General features: G+C 72.7%; 20 protein-coding genes. 11 read left to right on the forward strand and 9 right to left on the reverse strand.

Going from position 1 to position 24,799, the window contains the following annotated elements:
• Positions 1-12 precede the first annotated feature (12 nt).
• Positions 13-735 (reverse strand): uracil-DNA glycosylase, encoded by a 723-nt coding sequence (locus ACGF3H_RS01055; RefSeq protein ID WP_362495306.1) that lies wholly within the window; start codon positions 733-735, stop codon positions 13-15.
• 139 nt (positions 736-874) lie between these two features.
• Between ACGF3H_RS01055 and ACGF3H_RS01060 the strand changes: the two genes are divergently transcribed.
• The gene (locus ACGF3H_RS01060; protein ID WP_362495303.1) at positions 875-1,408 is read left to right on the forward strand and encodes an RNA-binding S4 domain-containing protein; all 534 of its coding nucleotides are present in this window, start codon (positions 875-877) and stop codon (positions 1,406-1,408) included.
• Between the two features lie 55 nt (positions 1,409-1,463).
• Here ACGF3H_RS01060 and ACGF3H_RS01065 read toward each other — a convergent pair whose 3' ends face one another.
• Both ACGF3H_RS01065 and ACGF3H_RS01070 read right to left on the reverse strand, forming a co-directional pair.
• Positions 1,464-2,150, reverse strand: a complete 687-nt coding sequence (locus ACGF3H_RS01065) for a class I SAM-dependent methyltransferase (protein WP_362495300.1) — start codon at positions 2,148-2,150, stop codon at positions 1,464-1,466.
• Positions 2,151-2,246: 96 nt separating this feature from the next.
• On the reverse strand, positions 2,247-3,203 hold the full coding sequence (locus tag ACGF3H_RS01070; protein WP_362495482.1) for an acyltransferase domain-containing protein: 957 nt from the start codon (positions 3,201-3,203) through the stop codon (positions 2,247-2,249).
• A 77-nt stretch (positions 3,204-3,280) separates the two neighbouring features.
• Here ACGF3H_RS01070 and ACGF3H_RS01075 point away from each other — a divergent pair, with 77 nt between their 5' ends.
• A complete protein-coding gene (locus ACGF3H_RS01075; protein ID WP_362495298.1) occupies positions 3,281-3,598 on the forward strand; it encodes a DUF6343 family protein in 318 nt (105 codons plus the stop codon).
• Between the two features lie 35 nt (positions 3,599-3,633).
• Here the strand turns inward: ACGF3H_RS01075 and ACGF3H_RS01080 are convergent, their stop codons facing one another.
• From ACGF3H_RS01080 to rpsA, 4 genes are all read right to left on the reverse strand, one after another.
• Positions 3,634-4,014, reverse strand: coding sequence for a tetratricopeptide repeat protein (locus ACGF3H_RS01080; protein ID WP_239771294.1), 381 nt, complete (start codon positions 4,012-4,014; stop codon positions 3,634-3,636).
• 95 nt (positions 4,015-4,109) lie between these two features.
• Positions 4,110-4,712, reverse strand: coding sequence for a dephospho-CoA kinase (gene coaE / locus ACGF3H_RS01085; RefSeq protein WP_362495294.1), 603 nt, complete (start codon positions 4,710-4,712; stop codon positions 4,110-4,112).
• 56 nt (positions 4,713-4,768) lie between these two features.
• On the reverse strand, positions 4,769-5,707 hold the full coding sequence (locus tag ACGF3H_RS01090; RefSeq protein WP_362495291.1) for a PAC2 family protein: 939 nt from the start codon (positions 5,705-5,707) through the stop codon (positions 4,769-4,771).
• 188 nt (positions 5,708-5,895) lie between these two features.
• The gene (gene rpsA, locus ACGF3H_RS01095) at positions 5,896-7,395 is read right to left on the reverse strand and encodes a 30S ribosomal protein S1 (RefSeq protein WP_225634200.1); all 1,500 of its coding nucleotides are present in this window, start codon (positions 7,393-7,395) and stop codon (positions 5,896-5,898) included.
• Between the two features lie 374 nt (positions 7,396-7,769).
• Here rpsA and ACGF3H_RS01100 point away from each other — a divergent pair, with 374 nt between their 5' ends.
• Together ACGF3H_RS01100 and ACGF3H_RS01105 are read left to right on the forward strand one after the other, a co-directional pair.
• A complete protein-coding gene (locus ACGF3H_RS01100; protein WP_362495479.1) occupies positions 7,770-8,594 on the forward strand; it encodes a class I SAM-dependent methyltransferase in 825 nt (274 codons plus the stop codon).
• Positions 8,595-8,655: 61 nt separating this feature from the next.
• Positions 8,656-11,319: an ATP-dependent helicase C-terminal domain-containing protein gene (locus ACGF3H_RS01105; RefSeq protein ID WP_362495288.1), complete on the forward strand. Its 2,664-nt coding sequence runs from the start codon at positions 8,656-8,658 to the stop codon at positions 11,317-11,319.
• A gap of 84 nt (positions 11,320-11,403) precedes the next feature.
• On the opposite strand, the gene ACGF3H_RS01110 is transcribed toward ACGF3H_RS01105, so the two are convergent.
• Complete coding sequence (locus tag ACGF3H_RS01110; protein WP_362495285.1) at positions 11,404-13,221, reverse strand: lytic transglycosylase domain-containing protein; 1,818 nt, start codon at positions 13,219-13,221, stop codon at positions 11,404-11,406.
• 245 nt (positions 13,222-13,466) lie between these two features.
• Between ACGF3H_RS01110 and ACGF3H_RS01115 the strand changes: the two genes are divergently transcribed.
• On the forward strand, positions 13,467-14,324 hold the full coding sequence (locus tag ACGF3H_RS01115) for a DUF4184 family protein (protein ID WP_362495282.1): 858 nt from the start codon (positions 13,467-13,469) through the stop codon (positions 14,322-14,324).
• A gap of 849 nt (positions 14,325-15,173) precedes the next feature.
• Here the strand turns inward: ACGF3H_RS01115 and polA are convergent.
• Positions 15,174-17,900, reverse strand: a complete 2,727-nt coding sequence (polA, locus tag ACGF3H_RS01120) for a DNA polymerase I (RefSeq protein WP_362495279.1) — start codon at positions 17,898-17,900, stop codon at positions 15,174-15,176.
• Between the two features lie 319 nt (positions 17,901-18,219).
• Here polA and ACGF3H_RS01125 point away from each other — a divergent pair, with 319 nt between their 5' ends.
• From ACGF3H_RS01125 to ACGF3H_RS01150, 6 genes are all read left to right on the forward strand, one after another.
• Positions 18,220-20,499: an FdhF/YdeP family oxidoreductase gene (locus ACGF3H_RS01125; protein ID WP_362495276.1), complete on the forward strand. Its 2,280-nt coding sequence runs from the start codon at positions 18,220-18,222 to the stop codon at positions 20,497-20,499.
• A 65-nt stretch (positions 20,500-20,564) separates the two neighbouring features.
• On the forward strand, positions 20,565-21,053 hold the full coding sequence (locus ACGF3H_RS01130) for a hotdog fold thioesterase (RefSeq protein WP_362495273.1): 489 nt from the start codon (positions 20,565-20,567) through the stop codon (positions 21,051-21,053).
• Between the two features lie 78 nt (positions 21,054-21,131).
• Positions 21,132-21,599 carry a hypothetical protein gene (locus tag ACGF3H_RS01135; protein ID WP_362495270.1) on the forward strand — a complete coding sequence of 156 codons (468 nt, stop codon included), beginning with the start codon at positions 21,132-21,134 and terminating at the stop codon, positions 21,597-21,599.
• Positions 21,596-22,216 carry a Tat pathway signal sequence domain protein gene (locus ACGF3H_RS01140; protein ID WP_362495477.1) on the forward strand — a complete coding sequence of 207 codons (621 nt, stop codon included), beginning with the start codon at positions 21,596-21,598 and terminating at the stop codon, positions 22,214-22,216. The genes ACGF3H_RS01135 and ACGF3H_RS01140 overlap by 4 nt, the downstream gene beginning before the upstream one ends.
• A 287-nt stretch (positions 22,217-22,503) precedes the next feature.
• Complete coding sequence (locus ACGF3H_RS01145; RefSeq protein WP_362495267.1) at positions 22,504-23,745, forward strand: branched-chain amino acid ABC transporter substrate-binding protein; 1,242 nt, start codon at positions 22,504-22,506, stop codon at positions 23,743-23,745.
• Positions 23,746-23,862: 117 nt separating this feature from the next.
• A complete protein-coding gene (locus tag ACGF3H_RS01150) occupies positions 23,863-24,795 on the forward strand; it encodes a branched-chain amino acid ABC transporter permease (RefSeq protein ID WP_362495264.1) in 933 nt (310 codons plus the stop codon).
• Positions 24,796-24,799 lie beyond the last annotated feature (4 nt).

Below are 24,799 nucleotides of genomic sequence, written 5' to 3' on the forward strand. Positions count from 1 at the left end.
CCTCCGGGCGCTTCACCTGCTTTCCTGCGTGGGCAGCCCCGCCGCCCCGGCCGCGGTGCGCAGCACCTCCCGCAGCATCTCGGGGGTGAGCCGGCCGGTGAAGGTGTTGCGCTGGCTGACGTGGAAGCAGCCGAAGAGGTGCAGGTCCGGGTCGTCGGGCGCGTGCAACGTGACGTGGGCGCCGTGGGCGAAGGCGGAACGGGGCCGGGGCACGGTCCAGCCCGCCCCGGCGAACGCGGGCAGCGCGGCCTGCCACCCGAAGGCTCCGAGGACGACCACGGCGCGCAGCGTCGGCCGCAGCAGGCCCAGTTCCTGGACGAGCCAGGGGCGGCAGGTGTCACGCTCCGTGGGGGTGGGTTTGTTGGCGGGCGGGGCGCAGTGCACCGGGGAGGTGACGCGCACGCCGTGCAGTTCCAGGCCGTCGTCGGCGGAGACCGCGGTGGGCTGGGAGGCGAGCCCCACGTCGTACAGCGCCTGGTACAGCACGTCACCGGAGCGGTCGCCGGTGAACATCCGGCCGGTGCGGTTGCCGCCGTGCGCGGCGGGGGCGAGCCCGACGATCAGCAGGCGCGCGTCCGGCGGGCCGAAGCCGGGCACCGGGCGGCCCCAGTACGTCCAGTCGGCGAAGGCCGCGCGCTTGGTGCGGGCCACCTCCTCCCGCCAGTCGACCAGCCGCGGACAGGCCCGGCACCCCGCGATCCGCTGATCGAGTCCGACGAGGCCGCTGGTGTCCATGCCCCCACCGTAAGACCACCGGGTCACCGCGCCGGCAAGGCCCCCGGTGCTCCCGGCGTCCCGTCCCGCTCGGCCCCGCCCTGCCCTGCCCCGCGGATATCCGATCCCCCGCGCGAGGCCGGGCGGCTAAGGTCGGGGCATGGCTTCCGAGCATGACGAAGGCAGAAACGACGAGGCGACGACCGCCGCACCGGACTCCGCCGTGGCGAAGGCCGCCGCCCCTGCCCCGGACCCGAAGACCGCCGCCGCGATCGCCGCCGCCGAGGCTGCCGGGCCGCAGAACGGCGAAAGCGTCCGCGTCGACAGCTGGATCTGGGCCGTCCGCCTGATCAAGACGCGCTCCCTGGGGGCGACCGCCTGCCGGGGCGGTCACGTCCGGGTGAACGGCGAGCGCGTGAAGCCCGCGTACTCCCTGCGTGTCGGCGACGAGGTGCGCCTGCGGCACGAGGGCAGGGAGCGGGTCGTCGTCGTGAAGCGGCTGATCCGCAAGCGGGTCGGGGCCCCGGTCGCCGCACAGTGCTACATCGACAACTCCCCGCCGCCCCCGCCCCGCGAGGCCGTCGCCCCGGCCGGCATCCGCGACCGCGGCGCGGGACGTCCGACCAAGCGGGACCGGCGCGAGCTGGAACGCCTGCGCGGCCTGGAGGGCATGGGCCGCCCGGAAGGCCACTGAGACGACGGGGCCGGCCCCGCACCGGCCCCTTCCGCATGTCCTCCCGCGGTGCTGCCTAGCCCCGGCCCGTGGGAATGGCCCGGACCCAGGTCCTGTCCTCGGTGAGATACCGGTCCACCCGCAGTCCCGCCTCTGCGAGTGCCTCCTCGAACTGGTCCCGGGTCAGCGGGCGGGCGCGGAAGGTCTGCGTCCAGACCGCGTCCGGGAACTCGTACTCCACGTGTACCGAGTTGACGCCGTCGCCGACCGGCTCGGCCGACACGATCCGCACGGTGAAGCCGCTGGGATCGGCCCGCTCGCGCGGTACGTTCGTGTGGTAGTCCTCGCCCTCCCGCTGGATCAGTACGCAGCCGTCCTCGGCGACGTGCCGGGCGCACGTCTCCAGCAGCCCCCGTCTCACCGCGACGTCCCCGGTGTGGACGAGGAACGAGGCCAGCATCACCGCGTCGAACGTCTCGTCCAGGCCGAGGTGTTCGATCGGGCTGCATATCGTCCGCGCCCCGCGCACCTGCTCCAGCATCTCGGCGGACTCGTCGACCGCCGTCACGGCGAACCCGCGCTCCAGCAGCGGCCGGGTCATGCGGCCCACCCCGCTGCCCAGCTCCAGGATGCGGGCGCCGGCGGGCACGGCCGAGGCCACGATGTCCGGCTCGGTGCCGACGGGCAGCCGCGAGTAGAGCTCGACCGCGCAGCCGTCCGGAGTGATGGCTCCGGGTCCTGTCCCCTGGTGTCCCTCTCGCATTTCCAGCTCCATGCCCGTCCAACGGGCCGCACCCGCACAGCCGTTCCACTCCGGGGCCGCTTCACCCGACCGAGTGAACGCCCGGCTGTCGCCGGTTCAGAGCGGCAACCAGCCGTGCCCGAGGTGCCAGTGGCCGCCGGCCCGTAGATGGTCCCCGACGGCACGCTCCACCGACGTACGCCGCGGCAGCAGCTCGACCGGCAGATCCGGGTCCCCGAAGACGAACCGGACGGGTTCGGTGTCGGCCGGCTCGGTGCCGGCGGCCAGCCGGAAGCGCTCCTGGAAGAGGAGGATGCGGGAGTCCCCGCCCAGATGACGCCGCAACTGCGGGTCCAGCAGCCACGAGTGGCACGTCACGGCCCGGTACGGCTCCTCGGGGAAGTGGCGGCGGAAGAACTCCCGGGCGAGGGCCAGGGAGCGGTCGCACCCGGTCGGCGTCAGCGGCCCCCGGGAGCCGGGGATGTGCAGGTTCAGGCAGGGCTCCCCCGGTACGGCGTCCAGGCCGGCCTGCCGCAGCAGCGGTGCCGTGCGGCGGCCGAACCGGGCCCGCTCGAACTGCAGCCTCCCCAGCTGGTACAGCTCGCCCCTGAAGTGGTGGGCCAGCCACTGCGGGGCCTGCACCCCGCCCGTGCCGTGCCGGCTGCGATGCCCCGCCATGTTGCGGCCCAGGTCGGCCAGGGTACGCCGGGTGATCTCGGCCGGGATGCCGCGTTCGCGGTGGTACGCGCGGGTGTGCGGCAGGGCCGCGACGAAGACGAAGGCGGCGAAGTGGTCGCCCAAAGCGTCCGGCGCATCGGCCAGCCGTTCGACGAACCGCGGGACGCCGCCCGCCCGCGCCGCCCGTCCGTCCCGCGGGCCGTCGTCGGCCACGTCCGCCGGCACGGCCACCTCGCCGAGATCCCGCACCAGCTCCTCGACGCACTCCTCCAGCAGCCGCGTCACCGCGGGGTCACCCGTCACCACCCGCCGCAGTGCGATCAGCGTGTTGACGTCCTCGTACGGGACGGCGAGGTCGAGCAGCACGTCGGGCAGGTCGTCCGTGTCGGGCAGCACGGCTCGGTCCGGTCGCACGGCTCGGTTTCCTCCTCGGTCTTCCGGGAGTACGTTGCTTGACAGGAGTGGTCGTCCCCATGCGTACGGGCAGTGAACCGACAACCGCGCGCAGTGCCCTGCGGGCGCGTCTCTGGCTGTGCGTGTGGGGACTGGTCTGGACGATCTTCGGGACGGCCGTCTTCGCGCTCATCGGGCGGCCCGGCTGGGCCGCCGCCTTCGCCGTGCTGTGGCTGATCGTCACGGTCGACCTGACGGTGGTCCTGCGGCACATCCGCCAGGGCCCGCACTACCAGCCCGGCCCGGACGTCCCGCCGTACCGGCCGCCGGGACAGCGAACGGGGACCGATCAGCCGCCGCGGCCTCCGGGGCAGCCGCGGCCGCCCGGCGGCCCGTAGCCGCGCACCCGGAGCCCGGACGCGCACCCGGGGGATCAGGAGTCGAACCGCGCCTGTTGCAGGTACTCCGGGTTCGGGTCCAGGGCCGCCGCCAGCCGGAAGTGGCGTCTGGCCTGGTCGGGACAGCCCCGGCGTTCGAAGGTGCGGGCCAGCGCGAAGTGCGCGAACGCGTTGTCCGGCTCGCGCTCCAGGACGATGGTGAACTCCAGCTCGGCCGGTCTGAGCTGCGCCGCCGCGAAGAAGGCGCGGGCACGCAGCAGCCGTGCCGCGGTGCTCTCCGGGTGCGCGGCGATGACTTGGTCGAGGAGCTTCACCGCGCCCCGCGGATCACGCGCGGCGAGCAGTTGCTCGGCGGCGCGGAAGTCGATGACATCCGTCTCCGGGGTCCGTCCGGTCGAACCGCTGGTCTCGGGCACGACAGAGTCCTTCCCTCGCTGCATGGGGTCAACGCCCGCGCCGGGGCCGCTATTCCTGGGCCGACCGCGCGGCGGAACCCCGCCGGGGCCCCGGGCTACTCCGCGTGCGCCCTCCGGGCCAGCTGGTCCCAGACCTCGTGCACGCGGTGCCGGAGCTCCTCCAGGGGTACGTCGTTGTCGATGACGACGTCGGCGATGGCCCGGCGCTGTTCCCGGGTCGCCTGGGCCGCCATGCGCGCGCGTGCGTCCTGCTCGGTCATGCCGCGCAGCCGCACCAGCCGGTCGAGCTGGGTGGCCGGGTCGGCGTCGACGACGACCACGACGTCGTACAGCGGTGCCAGGCCGTTCTCGGTGAGCAGGGGGACGTCGTGGACGACGACGGCGTCCTCGGCGGCGGACCGCTCGAGTTCGCGGGAGCGGGCGCCGACCAGGGGGTGCACGATCGCGTTGAGCGCGGCCAGCTTCTCCGGATCGGCGAAGACGAGGGAGCCCAGCCTGGGCCGGTCCAGGCTGCCGTCGCCGGCGAGCACCTCCTCGCCGAAGGCCTTCACGACCGCCTCCAGCCCCGGGGTCCCGGGTGCGACGACCTCGCGCGCGATCCGGTCCGCGTCGATCAGTACGGCCCCGCACTCGACGAACAGCCGCGACACCTCGCTCTTGCCGGCGCCGATCCCGCCGGTCAGGCCCACTGTCAGCATGAGCGGAAGCTTAGGGCCTGCCGGTGACGGCGCCTCGGACGGGGCACCGGCGCCTGTCAGCCGTCGCCCTCCCGCTCCGCCAGGAACCGCTCGAACTCGCGGCCGATCTCGTCCGCCGACGGGATCTCGACCGGCTCGGCGAGCATGTTGCCCCGCGTCTGGGCGCCGGCGGCGGCGTCGTACTGGTGCTCCAGGCCCTGGACGAGCGCGGTGAGTTCCTCGTCGCCCTCCTGGATCTGCCGGTCGATCTCGGTCTGGGTGCGGTGGGCCTCCGTGCGCAGGGAGTGCGCGACGCCGGGCAGGACCAGTCCGGTCGCCGCGGTGATGGCCTCCAGAACGGTCAGCGCCGCGTCCGGGTAGGCGGACCGGGCGATGTAGTGCGGCACGTGCGCGGCGACGCCCAGCACCTCGTGGCCGGCCTGCATGAGCCGGTACTCGACGAGCGCCTCGGCGCTGCCGGGGACCTGTGCCTCCTCGAAGGGGCTGCGGTGGCCCGGGACGAGGTCGGTGCGGTTGCCGTGCGGGGTGATGCCGACGGGGCGGGTGTGCGGCACGCCCATGGGGATGCCGTGGAAGTTGACGGAGAGGCGGACACCGAGCCGCTCGACGATCTGTGCCACGGCGGCGGCGAAGCGCTCCCACTCCACGTCCGGTTCGGGGCCCGACAGCAGGAGGAAGGGGGCTCCGGTGGCGTCCTGGACGAGCCTCACCTCGATGGTGGGTTCCTCGTAGCCGGTCCAGGTGTCGCGCTTGAAGGTCAGCAGCGGGCGGCGGGCCCGGTAGTCCACGAGCCGGTCGTGGTCGAAGCGGGCGACGACCTGGTGGGGCAGCGAGTCGAGCACCTGGTCGACGATCTGGTCGCCGGTCTCGCCGGCGTCGATGTATCCGTCGAAGTGGTAGAGCATGACCAGCCCGGCCGACTCCTGGGCGAGTGCCGTGTCGACCACGGCCAGGCCCTTCGGCTCCCACGTGTACAAACCCTGCGGATCAAGCACAGTGACCGCTCCCCTCCTGGTGTCCGTAGGTCATAACGCCGCCGCGGGGGCGGGCATTCCCGCAGCGGGACGGCTGTGATCTTGACGTCGGGAGCGGCGGCGACGGGCGGAGTCCGGCAACGCCGAGGGGCCGCACCTCGAAAGGTGCGGCCCCTCAGTGTCAACGGTCAGGCCTCAGCGGCCCGCGATCAGCTCTGGCCGCCGGCCAGCTTCTCGCGGAGCGCGGCAAGCGCCTCGTCCGACGCCAGGGCGCCGGAGTTGTCGCCGCCCTCGGAGGAGTACGAGCCGCCACCGGACGCGGCCGGAGCCGCACCCGCGGTGTCGCCACCCTCGGCAGCGGCCTTCTCGTCCGCCTCGCGGGACTTGATGACCTGCGCCTGGTGCTGCTCGAAGCGCTGCTGCGCCTCGGCGTACTGGGTCTCCCAGGCCTCGCGCTGGGTCTCGTAGCCCTCGAGCCAGTCGTTGGTCTCGGGGTCGAAGCCCTCGGGGTAGATGTAGTTGCCCTGGTCGTCGTAGGACGCGGCCATGCCGTACAGGGTCGGGTCGAACTCGACCGCCGACGGGTCGGCACCGAAGGCCTCGTTGGCCTGCTTCAGCGAGAGGCTGATGCGGCGACGCTCGAGGTCGATGTCGATGACCTTGACGAAGATCTCGTCGTTGACCTGGACGACCTGCTCCGGGATCTCCACGTGGCGCTCGGCCAGCTCGGAGATGTGGACCAGACCCTCGATGCCCTCGTCGACGCGGACGAACGCACCGAACGGAACCAGCTTCGTGACCTTGCCGGGGACGACCTGGCCGATCTGGTGGGTGCGGGCGAACTGCTGCCACGGGTCTTCCTGGGTCGCCTTCAGCGACAGGGAGACACGCTCGCGGTCCATGTCGACGTCGAGGACCTCGACGGTGACTTCCTGGCCGACCTCGACAACCTCGGACGGGTGGTCGATGTGCTTCCAGGACAGCTCGGAGACGTGGACCAGACCGTCGACGCCACCCAGGTCCACGAAGGCACCGAAGTTGACGATCGAGGAGACGACGCCGGAACGGACCTGACCCTTCTGGAGGGTGGTGAGGAACGTCTGGCGCACCTCGGACTGGGTCTGCTCCAGCCAGGCACGGCGGGACAGGACCACGTTGTTGCGGTTCTTGTCCAGCTCGATGATCTTCGCCTCGAGCTCCTTGCCCACGTAGGGCTGGAGGTCGCGGACGCGGCGCATCTCGACCAGGGAGGCCGGGAGGAAGCCACGGAGGCCGATGTCGAGGATGAGACCACCCTTGACGACCTCGATGACGGTACCGGTAACGATGCCGTCCTCTTCCTTGATCTTCTCGATGGTACCCCAGGCACGCTCGTACTGGGCGCGCTTCTTCGAGAGGATCAGGCGGCCTTCCTTGTCCTCCTTCTGGAGAACAAGGGCCTCGATCTCGTCACCGACGGCGACGACCTCGTTGGGGTCGACGTCGTGCTTGATCGAGAGCTCGCGGCTCGGGATGACACCTTCGGTCTTGTAACCGATGTCGAGCAGGACCTCGTCCCGGTCGACCTTCACGATGACGCCGTCGACGATGTCGCCGTCGTTGAAGTACTTGATCGTCTCGTCGATCGCGGCGAGGAAGGCTTCCTCGTTACCGATGTCGTTGACCGCAACCTGCGGGGTGGTGGCGGTGGTCTCGGTGCTGCTCGTCATGTGGGAAAGGGCTCCGGTACGGACATTGAAGTCGTAGGTACTGCTTACGCCGGGAGCCCGTTTCGCTCTGCAGAAGCCGGACAGCCAAGTAAGCGTCACCGAAATCCACTGGTGACGCCTCGAGAACCGAGGGGACATACAACAGATGCGAGCGCGACCTGCTACGTCTGAGGTGCGCAGGCCCGCAGCGCAACTTGTAGCATACGGGGGCGGCCGGGCATGGTCAATGCGCGAAGCCGCCCACCCGGGGCGGATCGCCGCATACCCGGCACAAGAGCCGTCTCCCGAGGGCGCACGGGAACCATCGCGACCCGTGCCCGACGCCCGGGGCGGCCCGGCCGGAAGAGCCGCAGACTAGTACGAGGGAGCCGGTCATCCAAGAGCCCGTAACGTCCGAAGCCGCGGAGACGGAACCCGAGGCCACCCGGCGTGCCGCCGGTGTCACGGAGAGCGCCCGCGCCAACCGCGGCTGGTGGGACCGGAACGCGGACGAGTACCAGATCGAGCACGGCACCTTCCTCGGCGACGACCGCTTCGTGTGGTGCCCCGAGGGCCTGGACGAGGTGGAGGCCGAGCTGCTCGGCCCGACGGAGGAGCTGAAGGGCAAGGACGTCCTGGAGATCGGCGCCGGTGCCGCCCAGTGCGCGCGCTGGCTGGCCGGCCAGGGCGCGCGTCCGGTGGCTCTCGACCTCTCCCACCGGCAGCTCCAGCACGCGCTGCGCATCGGCGGCTCGTTCCCGCTGGTCTGTGCCGACGCGGCCGTGCTGCCCTTCGCGGACGGCTCCTTCGACCTGGCGTGCTCGGCGTACGGGGCGCTGCCGTTCGTCGCCGACCCCCGGCTGGTGCTGCGTGAGGTGCGCCGGGTGCTGCGGCCGGGGGGCCGCTTCGTCTTCTCCGTCACGCACCCGCTGCGCTGGGCGTTCCCGGACGAGCCGGGCCCCGAGGGCCTGTCGGTGTCGGCCTCCTACTTCGACCGCACGCCGTACGTCGAGCAGGACGACGAGGGCCGCGCGGTGTACGTCGAGCACCACAGGACGCTCGGCGACCGTGTCCGGGACGTCGTGACGTCGGGTTTCCGGCTGGTGGACCTGGTGGAGCCGGAGTGGCCGGACTGGAACACCTCGGAGTGGGGCGGCTGGTCGCCGCTGCGCGGACACCTGATCCCCGGCACGGCGATCTTCGTGTGCGAGCGCGACTGACCGGCTCGCACCGGGTACGCGCGCGTGGAGGGCTCTTCCGCGGGCGTACGACACTGGGGGCGTGATCCGTTACGACGCCCTGGAGGCGCTGCCCGTACGCGGTGCCCTGCCCGCTCTGCACGACGCCCTGGAGGGACACGGCACGGCGGTGCTGGTCGCGCCGCCCGGCACCGGCAAGACGACGCTGGTGCCGCTCGTGCTGGCCGGCCTGGTCGGCCAGGGGCCCGCGCGGCGCGTGGTCGTGGCCGAGCCCCGGCGGATCGCGGCGCGTGCGGCGGCCCGGCGGATGGCCTGGCTGCTGGGCGAGAAGCCGGGGGCGAGCGTCGGGTACGCCGTGCGCGGCGAGCGGGTGGGCGGGCGGCACACGCGCGTGGAGGTCGTCACGACCGGTGTGCTGTTGCAGCGGCTCCAGCGGGACCAGGAGCTGACCGGTGTCGACGCGGTCGTGCTCGACGAGTGCCACGAACGTCACCTGGACGCGGACACGACGGCCGCGTTCCTGTGGGACGTGCGGCAGGCGCTGCGGCCCGAGCTGCGGCTGGTGGCCGCGTCGGCGACGACCGACGCGCAGGGCTGGTCCCGACTGCTGGGCGGGGCGCCGGTCGTCGAGGCGCGGGGCGTGTCGTACCCGGTGGAGGTGGTGTGGGCGCCGCCGGCCCGCCCGGTCCGGCCGCCGCACGGGATGCGGGTCGACCCGGCGCTGCTGGCCCACGTGGCGTCGGTGGTGCGGCGCGCGCTGGCCGAGCGGGACGGGGACGTGCTGTGCTTCCTGCCGGGCGTCGGGGAGATCGCCCGGGTCGCGGGGCAGCTGTCCGGGCTCGGGGACGTCGAGGTGCTGCAGGTCCACGGGCGGGCGCCGGCCGCCGTGCAGGACGCGGTGCTGTCCCCCGGGACGCGGCGCCGGGTGGTGCTGGCGACCTCGGTGGCGGAGTCGTCCCTGACGGTGCCGGGTGTGCGGGTGGTGGTGGACGCGGGGCTGGCCCGGGAGCCGCGGGTCGACCACGGGCGCGGGCTGAGCGCGCTGACGACGGTACGGGCCTCGCGGGCCGCGGCACGGCAGCGGGCCGGGCGGGCGGGGCGTGAGGCGGCGGGCGCGGTGTACCGCTGCTGGGCGGAGGCGGAGGACGCCCGCCTGCCGGGCTACCCGTCGCCGGAGATCAAGGTGGCCGACCTGACGGCGTTCGCCCTGCAGGCGGCGTGCTGGGGCGATCCGGACGCCTCCGGGCTGGCGCTGCTGGATCCGCCGCCGGGCGGGGCGATGGCGGCGGCGCGGTCGGTGCTGACGGCCGTGGGCGCCGTGGACGCGGCCGGGCGGGCCACGGAACGGGGTGTACGGCTGTCGCGGCTGGGGGTGCATCCCCGCCTGGGGCGGGCACTGCTCGACGCGGGCCCCTCCGGTGCGGTGGCGGACGTGGTGGCGTTGATCGGCGAGGAGCCGCCGCGGGAGTACGGGGACGACCTGGCATCCGCGCTGCGGACGGCCCGGCGCGGGGACGACGCCTACGGCGCGCGATGGCGCGCGGAGGTACGCCGCCTGCGGGGCGCCGCGGCACAGCCGGACGTGCCTGCCGGCGGAGCGGGCGGCGGCGTGGCGGCGCCCGGCGTGCCTGACGGCGGCGCGGGCGGTGCCGTGGCCCGGGGCGGGGCGGACGGCCGGCGGGGGAACGGTGCCGCGGGGCCGGGCGGGGCCGGCCGTCGGGCGGGTCGCACCGAGGGAGCGGTCGCCATCGGCGGTGAGGACGGGATCGTCGGGCTCGTGGCCGCGCTGGCGTTTCCCGAGCGGGTGGCCCGGAAGGACGGTGGCTCCTATCTGATGGCGTCCGGCACGCGTGCGGAGCTGGCGGAGGGGTCCGGGCTGCGCGGGGCGCCCTGGATCGCCGTCGCCGTGGCCGACCGGCCGGTGGGCAAGGGGCACGCGCGCGTGCGGCTCGGTGCGGTCGTCGACGAGGCGACGGCGCGGCTCGCGGCCGGCGCGCTGCTGACGGAGCGGGACGAGGTCCACTGGGCCGGCGGTGACGTGGTGGCCCGGCGGGTCGAGCGGCTCGGGGCCGTCGAACTGTCGGTGGGGCCCCCGGCCGACGCCGCCCCCGGCCTCGTACGGGACGCGCTGCTGGCGGGGCTGCGGCAGGAAGGGTTCGGGCTGCTGCGCTGGTCGGCCGAGGCGCGGGTGCTGCGGCAGCGGCTCGCGTTCCTGCGGCTGCACCTGGGGGCGCCCTGGCCGGACGTGACGGACGACGCGCTGCACGCGCGCGTGGACGAGTGGCTGGAGCCGGAGCTCGGCCGGGCCCGGCGGCGGGCCGACCTGGCCCGGATCGAGGCCGGGCAGGCGCTGGCGCGGCTGCTGCCCTGGGCGTCGGGCGAGGCGGCACGGCTGGACGAACTGGCCCCGGAGCGGATCGCCGTGCCCAGTGGCTCCCGGATCCGGATCGACTACGACGACCCCGGGCAGCCCGTCCTGGCGGTGAAGCTGCAGGAGATGTTCGGGCTGGAACGCTCGCCCGAGATCGCCGGGGTGCCGCTCCTCGTCCACCTCCTCTCCCCCGCCGGCCGGCCCGCCGCGGTCACGGCCGACCTGGCCTCCTTCTGGCGGGAGGGCTACAAGGGCGTACGGGCGGAGCTGCGCGGCCGGTACCCGAAGCACCCGTGGCCCGAGGACCCGGCCACGGCGGAGCCGACGCGGCACACGAAGGCGCGGCTCGGGCGGGAGTCCGCGTCCGGTGCGTGACGGCCGCGGTCGTGCGGCGGACAGCCCGAGGGCGCCCCGCCACGGCAGCGGTGGGGCGCCCTCGGTGCCCGGTACGGCGGGTGGTCAGGCGCTGGGCTCGGTCGACGGTTCGGCGGAGGGGCTCGGCGAGGCCTCGGGCGACGACCCGGTGGACGGGTCCGGCGACGGCTCCGGTGACGGCTCCGCCTCGGCCTTCGCCACCGTCAGCTGGACGTCGAGGGTGGCGCCGCCCGCGGTGGACAGACGCAGCACGAACGTGCCGGCGGTGTCGTCCGCGTACAGCTTCGGCAGCGTCAACAGGCCCTTGGCGTCGGTCGTCAGGCCGCTGAGGGTGCGGACGGCCTTGCCGTCGGCGTCCTTGAAGTAGGGGCCCTTGCCGCTCTCGGCCGAGCCGGCCGCCGACGTGAGGGTGGCGGTGACGGCGACCTTGTCCGCGACGGCGCCCTTGTACGTCGCCTTCACCTCGACCCGGTCGGCGAATTCGCCGCCCGCCGTGCAGGTGAGCGCCGCGTCGCCGGTACGCGTGAGGCTGTCGGCGACGCGCTCGGTGACGGTGGCCCGGTAGGCGACGCCGGCGACGGTGCGGCCGACGACGGTGGCCCGGACCGTGAACGCGCCGGTCTTCTCGCCGGCCTGGAGTGCGGGTGCCACGGCCACGCCCGTGCTGCCGGTGACGACGGTGGCGACGTTCTCGCCGCCGGTGAAGGTGGCGTCCGTGTCCCCGACGATCGTGAAGCGGATCCGGACCTTGGCGACGGCCTCGCCGCTCTTCGTCTCGGCCCGGGCGCTGATCCTCTTGGCGAAGGTGTCGCCCGCGGTGGCGGTGAGGCCGGCGGTGCCGGCGTTCTCCAGGTGGTCGACCGTGTCGGTGGGGGTCTGCGTCTGAGGCGGGGTCTCCGGTCCGGTCGGAGGGGTGGGGCTCGGTGAACCGGTGCTGGGGGGCGAGGGCTTGGCGGGGCCGGTGGCACCGTCACCCGGAGCCGGCGTCGACGTGCCGGGGGTCTGGGGGGCGGTGGGAAGGCCGGGCGTGCCGGTGATCCCGGGCGACGGGCTCGGCCCGGTCACGGCGGGGTCGTCGCTGCGGCCCACCGGGAGGGCGCCGGTGCCGTCCGGGATCTCGTGGGTGCCCTTGCGGTAGTACTCCAGCCAGGACAGGACCGTGTGCAGGTACTCCTGCGAGTTGTTGTAGCTGAGGATCGCGCGGTTCAGGTCGGCCTGGACGGACAGGTCCCAGCCGTTGCGGCACAGGTAGTGGCCGGCGGCGAGGGCGGCGTCGTAGACGTTGTTGGGGTCCTTCTTGCCGTCGCCGTTGCCGTCGCGGCCCGCCCAGGCCCAGGTGGACGGGATGAACTGCATGGGGCCGACGGCGTTGTCGTAGCTGCTGTTGCCGTCGTAGACGCCGTCGTCGGTGTCCTTGATGAGGGCGAAGCCGTTGCCGTCGAGCTGCGGGCCGATGATGCGGCTGGTGGTGGTGCCGTTCGCGTCGACACGGCCGCCGCGGGCCTGACCGGACTCCACCTTGCCGATGGCGGCGAGGAGTTGCCACGGGATGTTGCAGCCGGGCTTGGTCCGGCGCAGTTCCGACTCGGCCTTCTTGTAGGCGTCGAGGACGGTCGCGGGGACGCCCGCCTCGGCGGGGCCCCGGGACACGGGAGTGCCGACGGTGGGTGCGGGGCTCGGGCTGTTGAGCGGCGGCAGGTCCGTGTAGTACCGCGAGTTGCCGGTGGCGGTGTCCTCGGCGGGCGCGGAGGGCGACGGCGCGCTGTCGGCGGTGGTCCGTCTGCCGTTGCCGTCCGCCGTCACGTCGGGAGCCTGGGACGCGGACAGGGCCGCGACCGCGACCGCCGCGACGGTGGTGGTGACCGCCGCCTTGCGGAGTCTCCTGTCGAACTGCGCCGCCATAGAGTGACCCCTCCCGTGGACGCCCGTGCGTCCTTCTCCGTCGTCCGTCTGTCTTCGGCTGTGGTGCTCGCGCGGTACCGCCTGTTGTGACGATCGGCCCGAGCCGAGGGTTGCACCGCAACTGTCCGAGCACGACGGTCGTCTGTTCGACCAGTACGGCGCCGCAGGCGACCCTACGACAACTTGCTTTGCGCGGGCACCCGTTCGTGCCCGATATTCACCAGTTGGCCATATGAGGAGCGGCGTTGCCTTTCACCCTCAGCCATGCGGCGGCCGTGCTGCCGGCCGTGCGCGGCGACGGAACCGGACGGGGGCACCTGGTGCCGGCCGTACTGATCGCGGGGTCGTTCTCGCCCGACATGACCTATTACGCGGCGAGTCTGGTGTCCGGGGCGATGGAGTTCGGGGACGTGACGCACTCCCCCGGTGGGGTCGTCACGGTCGATGTGCTCATCGCCTGGGCGCTGGTGGGGCTGTGGCTGCTGGCCCGCGAGCCGGTGGTCGCGCTGCTGCCGCGGGCCCGGCAGGGACGCGCCGCCGCCCTGCTGCGCTGCGGGGCGCCACGGGCCCGCGTGCGGCCGTCCCTGGTGGTGCGGTGGTACGTGTCGGCGGCGGTGGGTGCGCTGACGCATGTGGTGTGGGACGCGTTCACGCATCTCGACCGGTGGGGGATGCGGGTGTTCCCCGTGCTGGGGCGGGAGGTCGCGGGGTCGCCGCTGTACTGGTACCTGCAGTACGGAGGTTCCGCGGTGGCCGCGGTGGTGATCGCCGTGTTCACGGCGCGGGCGCTGCGCCGCCGGTCCCCGGCCGAGCCGCTGGGCGTCCCCGTGCTCTCGGTGCGGGACCGGTGGTGGGCCGGGGCGGTGCTCGGCGGCTGTGCGCTGGCCGGGGTGGTGCAGCGGACGACCCGCTGGTGGGACTACCGGGGGTCGGTGGCGAAGCCCTGGGAAGTCGTCCCGACGGTGTGTTTCGGGGCGGGCGCGGGGCTCGTCCCGGGGCTGTTGCTGTGTGCCGTGGGGATCAGGGTGTGGCGTCCGGTCCCGGTTTCCGCAGGCCCGGGAGGCGTCGGTGCGGAGCCGGGCGGCCGCCGCGTCGCGCGCTGAGGGTGTCGTCGGCCGCGACGAACACGGTGACGGTGTGCGCGGGGCGTGACTGCGGCAGCAAGGTGAGGGCGAGCGTCAGGTAGCCGCGCGCCAGGTCGGCCCACAGGCGCAGGGCGGGCGTTTCGCGTGGGGACGACGGGGCGGTCGGGTCCGGGTGGGCGAGGCTGCGGCGGAGGTCTGCCGCGGTGCGGCGCAGGGCCGTCGCGAGCGTGGTGGGGGTGCGGCCGGTACTTGCGCCCGGCGCGAAGACCGGGACCGGGAGGAGTGGCACGCGGGCGGGTCGGTCTGTGCTTGCCCGTGCCGGTGACGTCCGGTGGTGGAGCATGCGTATACCCATGCCCGCATCCTCAGGGGAGACAGGGGGCGGGGGCTTTTCCGCGAGGGCCACCTGAGTGAAGGGCCCTCCCGGGACCGGCGGGACGGCCGCCACGGGGTGCGGCGCCACGAAAGCCGCTGCCTCACAGCAACCGCACACCACGCGGGCCGCACACCACGGGGGCCGCACACCAAGGCGCCGGGCATCGCAAGGGCCGGGCACGGCACGGCGAGGCACCGCACGCCCTGGAAACCGCAAGGGCCGGGCATCACAAGGGCCAGGCACGGCAAGGACGAGGCACCGCACGTCCTGGACCCCCACGAGATCCGGGCACCACAAGGGCCAGGCACGGCAACGACAAGGCACCGCACGCGTCCCGCACACCACGCGGACCAGGCACCGCAGGGGCCGGATACGGCGAGGCACCGCACGTCCTGGAAATCGCAAGGGCCAGGCACCGCAAAGGGGCACCGCGAGGGCCGGGAAGCGGGCCCACGCCCGCTTCCCGGCCCCGGCGGCACCACCGCCGGAGGCTAGTGCGCTGCCGATTCCCAGTCCGGGCCCGAGCCCACCGAGACGCCCAGGGGGACCCGGAGGTCGACGGCGTTCGCCATTTCGCGGCGGACCAGTTCCTCCGCCGCCGCCTGCTCGCCGGGGGCGACCTCCAGGACGATCTCGTCGTGGACCTGGAGCAGCATGCGGGAAGCCAGACCGGCCTCGCGCAGCGCCTTGTCCACGTTGAGCATGGCGATCTTGACGATGTCGGCCGCCGTGCCCTGGATCGGGGCGTTCAGGGCCATCCGCTCGGCCGCCTCGCGGCGCTGCCGGTTGTCGCTGTTGAGGTCGGGCAGGTAGCGGCGGCGGCCGAACAGCGTCGCCGTGTAGCCGGTGGCCCTGGCCTCGTCGACGACCCGCCGCAGATAGTCGCGGACCCCGCCGAACCGCTCGAAGTAGGCGTCCATCAGGCCCCGGGCCTCGGCCGCCTCGATGTTCAGCTGCTGGGAGAGGCCGAAGGCCGACAGACCGTACGCCAGGCCGTAGGACATCGCCTTGATCTTGCGGCGCATCTCCGCGTCCACCGCGGACCGCTCGACGGAGAACACCTGCGCGGCGGCCGTGGTGTGCAGGTCCTCGCCGGAGGTGAACGCCTCGATCAGGCCCGCGTCCTCCGACAGGTGGGCCATCACACGGAGCTCGATCTGGCTGTAGTCCGCCGTCATCAGGGACTCGAAGCCCTCTCCGACGACGAAGCCGCGGCGGATCGCCCGGCCCTCGTCGGTGCGGACCGGGATGTTCTGCAGGTTCGGGTCGGTCGAGGAGAGGCGGCCCGTCGCGGCGACCGTCTGGTTGAACGTGGTGTGGATGCGGCCGTCCGCGGCGATCGTCTTGATCAGGCCCTCGACGGTGACGCGCAGCTTGGCCTGCTCACGGTGCCGGAGCATGATCACCGGCAGTTCGTTGTCCGTCTGCGTCGCCAGCCACGCCAGGGCGTCGGCGTCCGTCGTGTAACCGGTCTTGGTCTTCTTCGTCTTGGGCAGGTTCAGCTCGCCGAAGAGGACTTCCTGGAGCTGCTTGGGCGAGCCCAGGTTGAACTCGCGTCCGGCCGCCGCGTGGGCCTCCTTCACGGCCTGCTGGACGGCGCCGGCGAACATCTGCTCCATGGCCCCCAGGTGCTCCCGGTCGGCCGCGATGCCGTGCCGCTCCATGCGGGCCAGCAGGGCGGAGGTCGGCAGCTCCACGTCGCGCAGCAGGTCCGCGGCGCCGACCTCGGCCAGGCGGCCCGTGAAGGCCTCGCCCAGGTCGAGGACCGCGCGGGCCTGCACCATGAGCGCCTCGGCCTCGGCGGCGTCGTCCGCGCCGAAGGCCAGCTGCCCGTCGGCCGCGGCGGCGGGGGCCAGCTCGCGGTGCAGGTACTCCAGGGACAGCGCGTCCAGGTCGAAGGAGCGGCGGCCGGGCTTGACCAGGTAGGCGGCGAGCGCGGTGTCCATGCCCACGCCGGCGATGCTCCAGCCGTGCTCGGCGAAGACGCGCATAGCGCCCTTGGCGTTGTGGAAGACCTTCGGCCGGTCCGGGTCGGAGAGCCAGGCGGTGAACGCCGCCTCGTCGGCCTCGTCGATCTCCGTCGGGTCGAACCAGGCGGCCTTCCCGTCGGAGGCGGCGAGCGCGACCTCGGCGACCGAGCCGGTGCCCAGCGCCCACGTGTCGACCGTGGCGACGCCGAGCGGCTGGTCACCGTGCTCGGCGAGCCAGCCGGCCACCTCGCCCGTGCCCAGCACCGTGCCGTCCAGCTCCACGCCGTCCGCGACGACCGGCGTGGCCTCGGCCTCCTCGGCGCCCGGATCGACGGCGAACAGGCGTTCGCGCAGCGAGGGATTGCGGATCTCCAGGGTGTCCAGGATCATCGCGACGCCCTTGCGGTCGTACGCCGGACGCTCCAGGTCGGTGACCGTCTTCGGCAGCCCGACCTGCCGCTCCAGCTCGGTGAGCCTGCGGTTGAGCTTCACGGACTCCAGGTGGTCGCGCAGATTCTGCCCGGCCTTGCCCTTGACCTCGTCGACGCGCTCGACCAGCTCCGCGAAGGACCCGAACTGGTTGATCCACTTCGCGGCCGTCTTCTCGCCGACGCCGGGGATGCCCGGCAGGTTGTCCGACGGGTCGCCGCGCAGGGCGGCGAAGTCGGGGTACTGGGCGGGCGTCAGTCCGTACTTCTCGACGACCTTCTCCGGGGTGAACCGGGTCAGCTCGGAGACGCCCTTGGTGGGATACAGCACCGTGGTGTGCTCGCTGACCAGCTGGAACGAGTCCCGGTCGCCGGTGACGATCAGCACCTCGAAGCCCTCGGCCTCGGCCTGCGTGGCGAGCGTGGCGATGACGTCGTCCGCCTCGAAGCCCTCGACGGCGAAGCGGGTCACGTGCATGGCGTCGAGCAGCTCGCCGATCAGCTCGACCTGGCCCTTGAACTCGTCCGGTGTCTTGGAGCGGTTCGCCTTGTACTCCGTGAACTCCTGGGAGCGCCAGGTCTTGCGGGAGACGTCGAACGCCACCGCGAAGTGCGTGGGCGCCTCGTCACGCAGGGTGTTGGCCAGCATCGACGCGAAACCGTAGATCGCGTTGGTCGGCTGGCCCGTCGCGGTCGTGAAGTTCTCCGCGGGCAGCGCGAAGAACGCGCGGTACGCCAGCGAGTGCCCGTCCATGAGCATCAGGCGCGGGCGGCTGCCGCCGGTGGGGGTCTCGGTCTTCTTCGATGCTGTCTCTGCCACGTCCCCGATCCTGCCACGTGCCACCGACAGTCGGCCCCGCCGTCGCCGGTGGCACGGTTGCGGCGCCTCTCGGCCGGGGGCGCGGCCGGCCGTCGCCGCGGGCACGTCCCGGCTGGTCGCGCCCACGCGGCGGAGCCGCGACCGGACACGACCCCACGCCACTCGCCTTCCGTCGTCGCCCGGCAGCGGGGGCGGTGGCGGAACCGCGCCCGGCCGCAACCATTGCTCCCGCCGCCGTTCCCGCCCGGCCTCCGTCGGTGTCGGTGGCGCATGCGAGGATCGGAGACGTACCTCACACGTGCATGCGAAGGAGCGCGCGATGGCCACGAAGCCGCCCAAGGGTGATCCGGTTCAGGACGCGCCGCAGGTCACCGGGCCCCAGCATGCGGCGGCGGGCATTCCGGCCATCGGTCACACCCTGCGCATCGCGCAGCGGCAGATGGGTGTGAGGAGGACCGCGCTGACGCTGCTGAGCGTCAACCAGAAGAACGGTTTCGACTGCCCGGGCTGCGCCTGGCCGGAGCCGGACCACCGGCACAAGGCGGAGTTCTGCGAGAACGGCGCGAAGGCCGTGGCCGAGGAGGCCACCCTGCGCCGGGTCACCCCGGAGTTCTTCGCCGCGCACTCCGTGGCCGACCTCGCGACCCGCAGCGGCTACTGGCTGGGCCAGCAGGGCCGGCTCACGCACCCCGTGTACCTCCCGGAGGGCGGCGAGCACTACGAGCCGGTCACCTGGGAGCGCGCCTTCGACATCGTCGCGGAGGAGATCACGGCCCTGGACTCGCCCGACGAGGCGGTCTTCTACACCTCCGGACGCACCAGCAACGAGGCGGCGTTCCTCTACCAGCTCTTCGCGCGCGAGCTGGGCACCAACAACCTGCCGGACTGCTCCAACATGTGCCACGAGTCGTCCGGCTCGGCCCTGTCGGAGACCATCGGCATCGGCAAGGGAAGCGTCCTGCTGGAGGACCTCTACAAGTCCGACCTGATCATCGTGGCCGGGCAGAATCCCGGCACCAACCACCCGCGCATGCTCTCCGCACTGGAGAAGGCCAAGGCGAACGGCGCGAAGATCGTCAGCGTCAACCCGCTGCCCGAGGCGGGCCTGGAGCGCTTCAGGAACCCGCAGACGCCGAAGGGGCTCACCACCGGGGCCGCGCTCACCGACCTGTTCCTGCAGATCCGCCTCGGCGGCGACCAGGCGCTGTTCCGCCTCCTGAACAAGCTGATCCTGGAGACCGAGGGCGCGGTCGACGAGACGTTCGTCCGGGAGCACACGCACGGCTTCGAGGAGTTCGCCGAGGCCGCTCGTGCCGCCGACTGGGAGCAGACGCTCACGGCCACCGGTCTCACCCGCGCGGAGATCGAGGAGACGCTGCGCCTGGTCCTCGCGTCGAAGCGCACCATCGTGTGCTGGGCGATGGGCCTGACCCAGCACAAGCACTCGGTGCCCACCATCCGCGAGGTCGTGAACTTCCTCCTCCTGCGCGGCAACATCGGCCGTCCCGGAGCCGGCGTCTGCCCGGTGCGCGGCCACTCCAACGTGCAGGGCGACCGCACGATGGGCATCTTCGAACGCCCCGCGCCCGCGTTCCTGGACGCCCTGGAGAAGGAGTTCGGCTTCGCGCCGCCCCGTGAGCACGGTTACGACGTCGTACGGGCCATCCGCGCGCTGCGCGACGGCGAGGCGAAGGTCTTCTTCGCCATGGGCGGCAACTTCGTCTCCGCGTCCCCCGACACGGAGGTCACCGAGGCGGCGATGCGCCGTGCCCGCCTGACCGTGCACGTGTCGACGAAGCTGAACCGCTCGCACGCCGTCACGGGCGCGCGGGCCCTGATCCTGCCGACGCTGGGCCGTACCGAACGCGATCTGCAGGGCGGCGGCGAGCAGTTCGTCACCGTCGAGGACTCGATGGGCATGGTGCACGCCTCGCGGGGACGGCTCGAGCCCGCGAGCCGGCACCTGCTGTCCGAGCCGGCCATCGTGTGCCGGCTGGCGCGCCGGGTGCTCGGCGCGGACAGCAGGGTGCCGTGGGAGGAGTTCGAGAAGGACTACGCGACGATCCGCGACCGCATCGCCCGGGTGATTCCCGGGTTCGAGGACTTCAACGCGCGCGTGGCGCGGCCGGGCGGCTTCGCCCTGCCCCACGCCCCCCGCGACGAGCGGCGCTTCCCGACGGCCACCGGCAGGGCGAACTTCACCGCCGCGCCCGTCGAGTACCCCGAGCTGCCCGAGGGCCGGCTGCTGCTGCAGACGCTGCGCTCGCACGACCAGTACAACACCACGATCTACGGCCTGGACGACCGCTACCGCGGCATCAGGAACGGCCGCCGGGTGGTCCTGGTCAACCCGGAGGACGCCGAGAAGCTGGACGTCCGGGACGGCTCCTACGTCGACCTGGTCGGCGAGTGGTCGGACGGCGTGGAGCGCCGGGCACCCGGTTTCCGCGTCGTGCACTACCCGACGGCCCGGGGCTGCGCCGCCGCGTACTACCCGGAGACCAACGTCCTGGTGCCCCTGGACGCCACGGCGGACACCAGCAACACCCCGGCCAGCAAGTCGGTCGTCGTGCGTCTGGAACAATCGGCGACCGACTGAGCGTTCGCTCAGTCGAGCCGACAGGCGGACCAGACCGACGGATCGCAACGAACGGAGCCGGGCCCATGGGCGAGCAGCAGCAGGTGCAGTTCCCGCAGGAGGTCATCGACGAGTACGCCGCGATGGGCGTCGACCTTCCCGCGCTGTTCTCCGCGGGCCACCTGGGGTCACGGATGGGCGTCCAGGTCCTGGAGGCGGCACCGGAGCGGGTCGTCGGCACCATGCCGGTGGAGGGCAACACCCAGCCGTACGGGCTCCTGCACGGCGGCGCCTCCGCGGTGCTGGCCGAGACGCTGGGATCGGTGGGCTCCATGCTGCACGGCGGCAGCTCCAAGATCGCCGTCGGTGTCGACCTGAACTGCACCCACCACCGCGGGGTCCGCTCCGGGCTGGTGACCGGGGTGGCCACGCCCGTGCACCGGGGCCGGACGACGGCGACGTACGAGATCGTGATCAGTGACGAGCAGGAGCGGCGGGTGTGCACGGCCCGCCTGACCTGCCTGCTGCGCGACGTGGCCCCCGGTGACGCCGCCCGGGCGGGCGCGGCGGGCTGAGCGCCCGCCGGCGGCGGTGCCCTCGGCGGTGCCGGCGGCGTCATTGCCCCCGCCGGTCCGGCGCCTTAGCGTCGGGTCATGGAACGGGGAGGAGTCCCTCGGCCGGCGGCCGCCACGGGCGGGCTGCGGCGCGCGCTCCCACTGGTGCTGCTGACGGTGGCGCTGGCGGCCGCATGCGCCGACTCCGGCCCCGAGCGACCGCGTTCGACCGGCGGCACCGGTCCCGGCGCCGCCGTCGGCGCCGGTTCCGGGCAGCCCGGCTCCCCGCGGCCGTCGCCGGCGCCCGCGTCGGCGGCCGAGTTGTGCGTGCGCGTCGTCACCCACTGGTCGCGCGAGGTGCTCGACGGCGGCACCTACGGCGACTACCAGTCCATGGGCCTGTCGAACCGGCAGTACGACATCCTGCGGGAGGTCGTGGAGGCGGCGCGGCCCGTGCGGCGGGAGCAGGGCGCCCGCGCCGCCGGGGAGTTGATCGACCGTCGGACCCGCGCCCGGTGCACGGGTCGCCATGGCGACGGCGGCGCGGGCGGGGGTCCATGGCGATGAGCGGCACCGGTCCCGTCGAGCCGGGCGAGGGCACCCACGCACGGGAGGCCCCGCAGCGCCCCCGCCGCCCCGCCCGGCCTCGCGGGCGACTGCGCCTGCGGTACGACCGTCACCGCCGGGCGGTGCACGCGGCCGTCGCGGCCCTCGTCGTCCTGGCGGGCGGCGGCTATCTGTACGCCGGCAGACCGGATGAGCGGCCCGCTCCCCCGCCGCCGCCCCCGCCCTTCCCCGCGCAGGCCGTCGACCTCGTCTACCTGGACCCGGTGGCCGGTCCCGGCAACGCTCCGACCAGCGACTTCAGCTTCGCGGTGCTGCTGAGCGTCCGGTCCGGGCCGCCCGTCACCGTGACGCGGGTGGCCCAGCCCTACGCCGGACTTTCGGCCACCTCGGCCCCCGCGGCACCTTTCCAGACAAAGTCGCATTCCGCCCGCAAGATCATCGTCACTCTGCGGGTGACGGAATGCGGACAAGCACCACGGAACCCCGGACTCCCTTTTCTGGATGTAACGCTGCGTAATACGCGCGCAATAGAGGATCACAGTTTCATCCTCGGGACGCGCTATGCGCAGCACCTCTCCGAGGCCCTGCAGGTCGCCTGCGGCAACGATTCCCGGTAATCACCAAAACGCCTTACGCACCTGAACCCGCCCCTCCGGTCCTGCGGGTTCTCACCATGCGGACAGAGCAAATCGGCCTGAATTCCGCCCTTCTTCCCAGCCAGTACCGCTCTGCATTACCGCGTGTCATAACAAGAGCGTCACAGCCTGAGTCAGACCCTCCTCCACGTTCCCCACACACGCTTAGAGTCACGGCCAGTCACCGCGCCGTCGGATTGTCACTTCGGCCCAGCGCTCGACTCGGCCGTCTCCACGGGGAAACGGCTGTGCCAGGGAAAGGACTGATCGTGCGTCAACGTTCGCTCATCGCCATCACCGCCGCTCTGGCGGCGGGAGCGCTCACCCTCACCGCCTGCGGTTCGCGCGACGACGACGGCGGCTCCGACTCCGGGAACGGCGGCAGCGGTGGCGGCACCACCGTCGTCATCGGTGTCGACGCCCCGCTGACCGGCGACCTGTCCGCGCTCGGCCTCGGCATCAAGAACTCGGTGGACCTCGCGGCGAAGACCGCCAACAAGCAGAAGACCGTCGAGGGCATCACCTTCAAGGTCGAGGCCCTCGACGACCAGGGCCAGCCCTCCGTGGGCCAGCAGAACGCCACCAAGCTGGTCGCCGACAAGGACGTCCTCGGCGTCGTCGGCCCGCTGAACTCCTCCGTCGGCGAGTCGATGCAGAAGGTCTTCGACACGGCGAAGCTGGTCGAGGTCTCCCCGGCCAACACCAACCCGTCGCTCACCCAGGGCGTGGACTGGCAGACCAAGAAGGTCCGGACCTACAAGTCGTACTTCCGCACCGCGACCACGGACGCCGTCCAGGGCCCGTTCGCCGCGCAGTACGTCTACAACGACTCCAAGAAGAAGAAGGTCTTCGTCATCGACGACAAGAAGACCTACGGCGCCGGCCTCGCCGGCACCTTCACCGAGGAGTTCAAGAAGCTCGGCGGCCAGGTGGTCGGCACCGAGCACATCAACCCGGACAGCAAGGACTTCAACGCGGTCGCCACCAAGGTCAAGAACTCCGGCGCCGACGTCGTCTACTACGGCGGTGAGTACCCGCAGGCCGGCCCGCTCAGCAAGCAGATCAAGGAAGCCGGCGCCAAGATCCCGGTGGTCGGCGGTGACGGCATCTACAGCGCCGACTTCATCAAGCTCGCCGGCGCCAGCGGCACCGGCGACCTCGCGACCTCCGTCGGCGCACCGGTGGAGGAACTCCCCTCCGCCAAGGAGTTCGTCGCCAACTACAAGGCCGAGGGCTACAAGGAGGCCTACGAGGCGTACGGCGGTTACTCCTACGACTCCGCCTGGGCGATCATCGAGGCCGTCAAGAAGGTCGTCGCCGACAACGGTGGAAAGCTCCCCTCCGACGCCCGCGCCAAGGTCGTGGACGCCATGCAGAACGTCTCCTTCGACGGGGTGACCGGCAAGGTCTCCTTCGACGAGTTCGGTGACGCCACCAACAAGCAGCTCACCGTGTACGCCGTCGAGAACGGTGCGTGGAAGGCCGTGAAGTCCGGCACCTACACCGGCTGACCCACCCGCACCACACCACTGCCCACGAGCCGCGCGGGGCGCTGTTCCACAGGCGCCCCGCGCGCACTCGCATCCGGGCCCATCCGTCGAACATCCGAAAGTCTCGGAGGACATGCGGTGAACGAACTGCCGCAGCAGCTGGTCAACGGCCTGCTACTGGGATCCATGTACGGCCTGATCGCCATCGGCTACACAATGGTCTACGGCATTGTCCAGCTCATCAACTTCGCCCACGGCGAGATCTTCATGGTCGGCGCCTTCGGTGCCCTCACGGTCCACCTGTACATCCTGCCCGACGGCACCACCATGTGGATCGCCCTGCCTCTGATGCTGCTCGGTGCCGTGGTGGTCTCCGTCGCCGTCGCGATCGGGGCGGAACGGTTCGCCTACCGCCCGCTGCGCGGCGCTCCCCGTCTCGCACCGCTCATCACCGCCATCGGCCTCTCCCTCGCCCTCCAGCAGGCGGTATGGGCGCTGTACCCGAACGCCAAGTCGAAGCTCCCCTTCCCGCAGATCGACGGCGGCCCGTTCCACATCGGCAGCGCCACCATCCAGACCGGCGACATCTTCCTGCTCGTCGCCGCCCCGGTCAGCATGGCCATCCTCGCCTTCTTCGTGATGCGCACCCGCACCGGACGGGGCATGCAGGCGACCGCGCAGGACCCGGACACGGCCAAGCTGATGGGCATCAACACGGACCGCATCATCGTGGTCGCCTTCGCCCTCGGCGCCGTCTTCGCCGCCGTCGGAGCCGTCGCCAACGGTCTCAAGTACGGCCAGATCGACTTCAAGATGGGCTTCATCCTCGGCCTGAAGGCCTTCACCGCGGCGGTGCTGGGCGGCATCGGCAACATCTACGGCGCCATGATCGGCGGCGTCGTCCTCGGCGTCGCCGAGACCCTGGCCACCGCCTACATCGCCGACATCCCCGGCCTGGACAAGTTCGGCAGCCAGTCCTGGGCCGACGTCTGGGCGTTCATCCTCCTCATCCTCGTGCTGCTGTTCAGGCCACAGGGCCTGCTCGGCGAACGCGTTGCGGACAGGGCGTGACACC

It is taken from the genome of Streptomyces sp. NPDC048185, from assembly GCF_043202495.1.
In the GTDB taxonomy this organism is placed as follows: domain Bacteria; phylum Actinomycetota; class Actinomycetes; order Streptomycetales; family Streptomycetaceae; genus Streptomyces.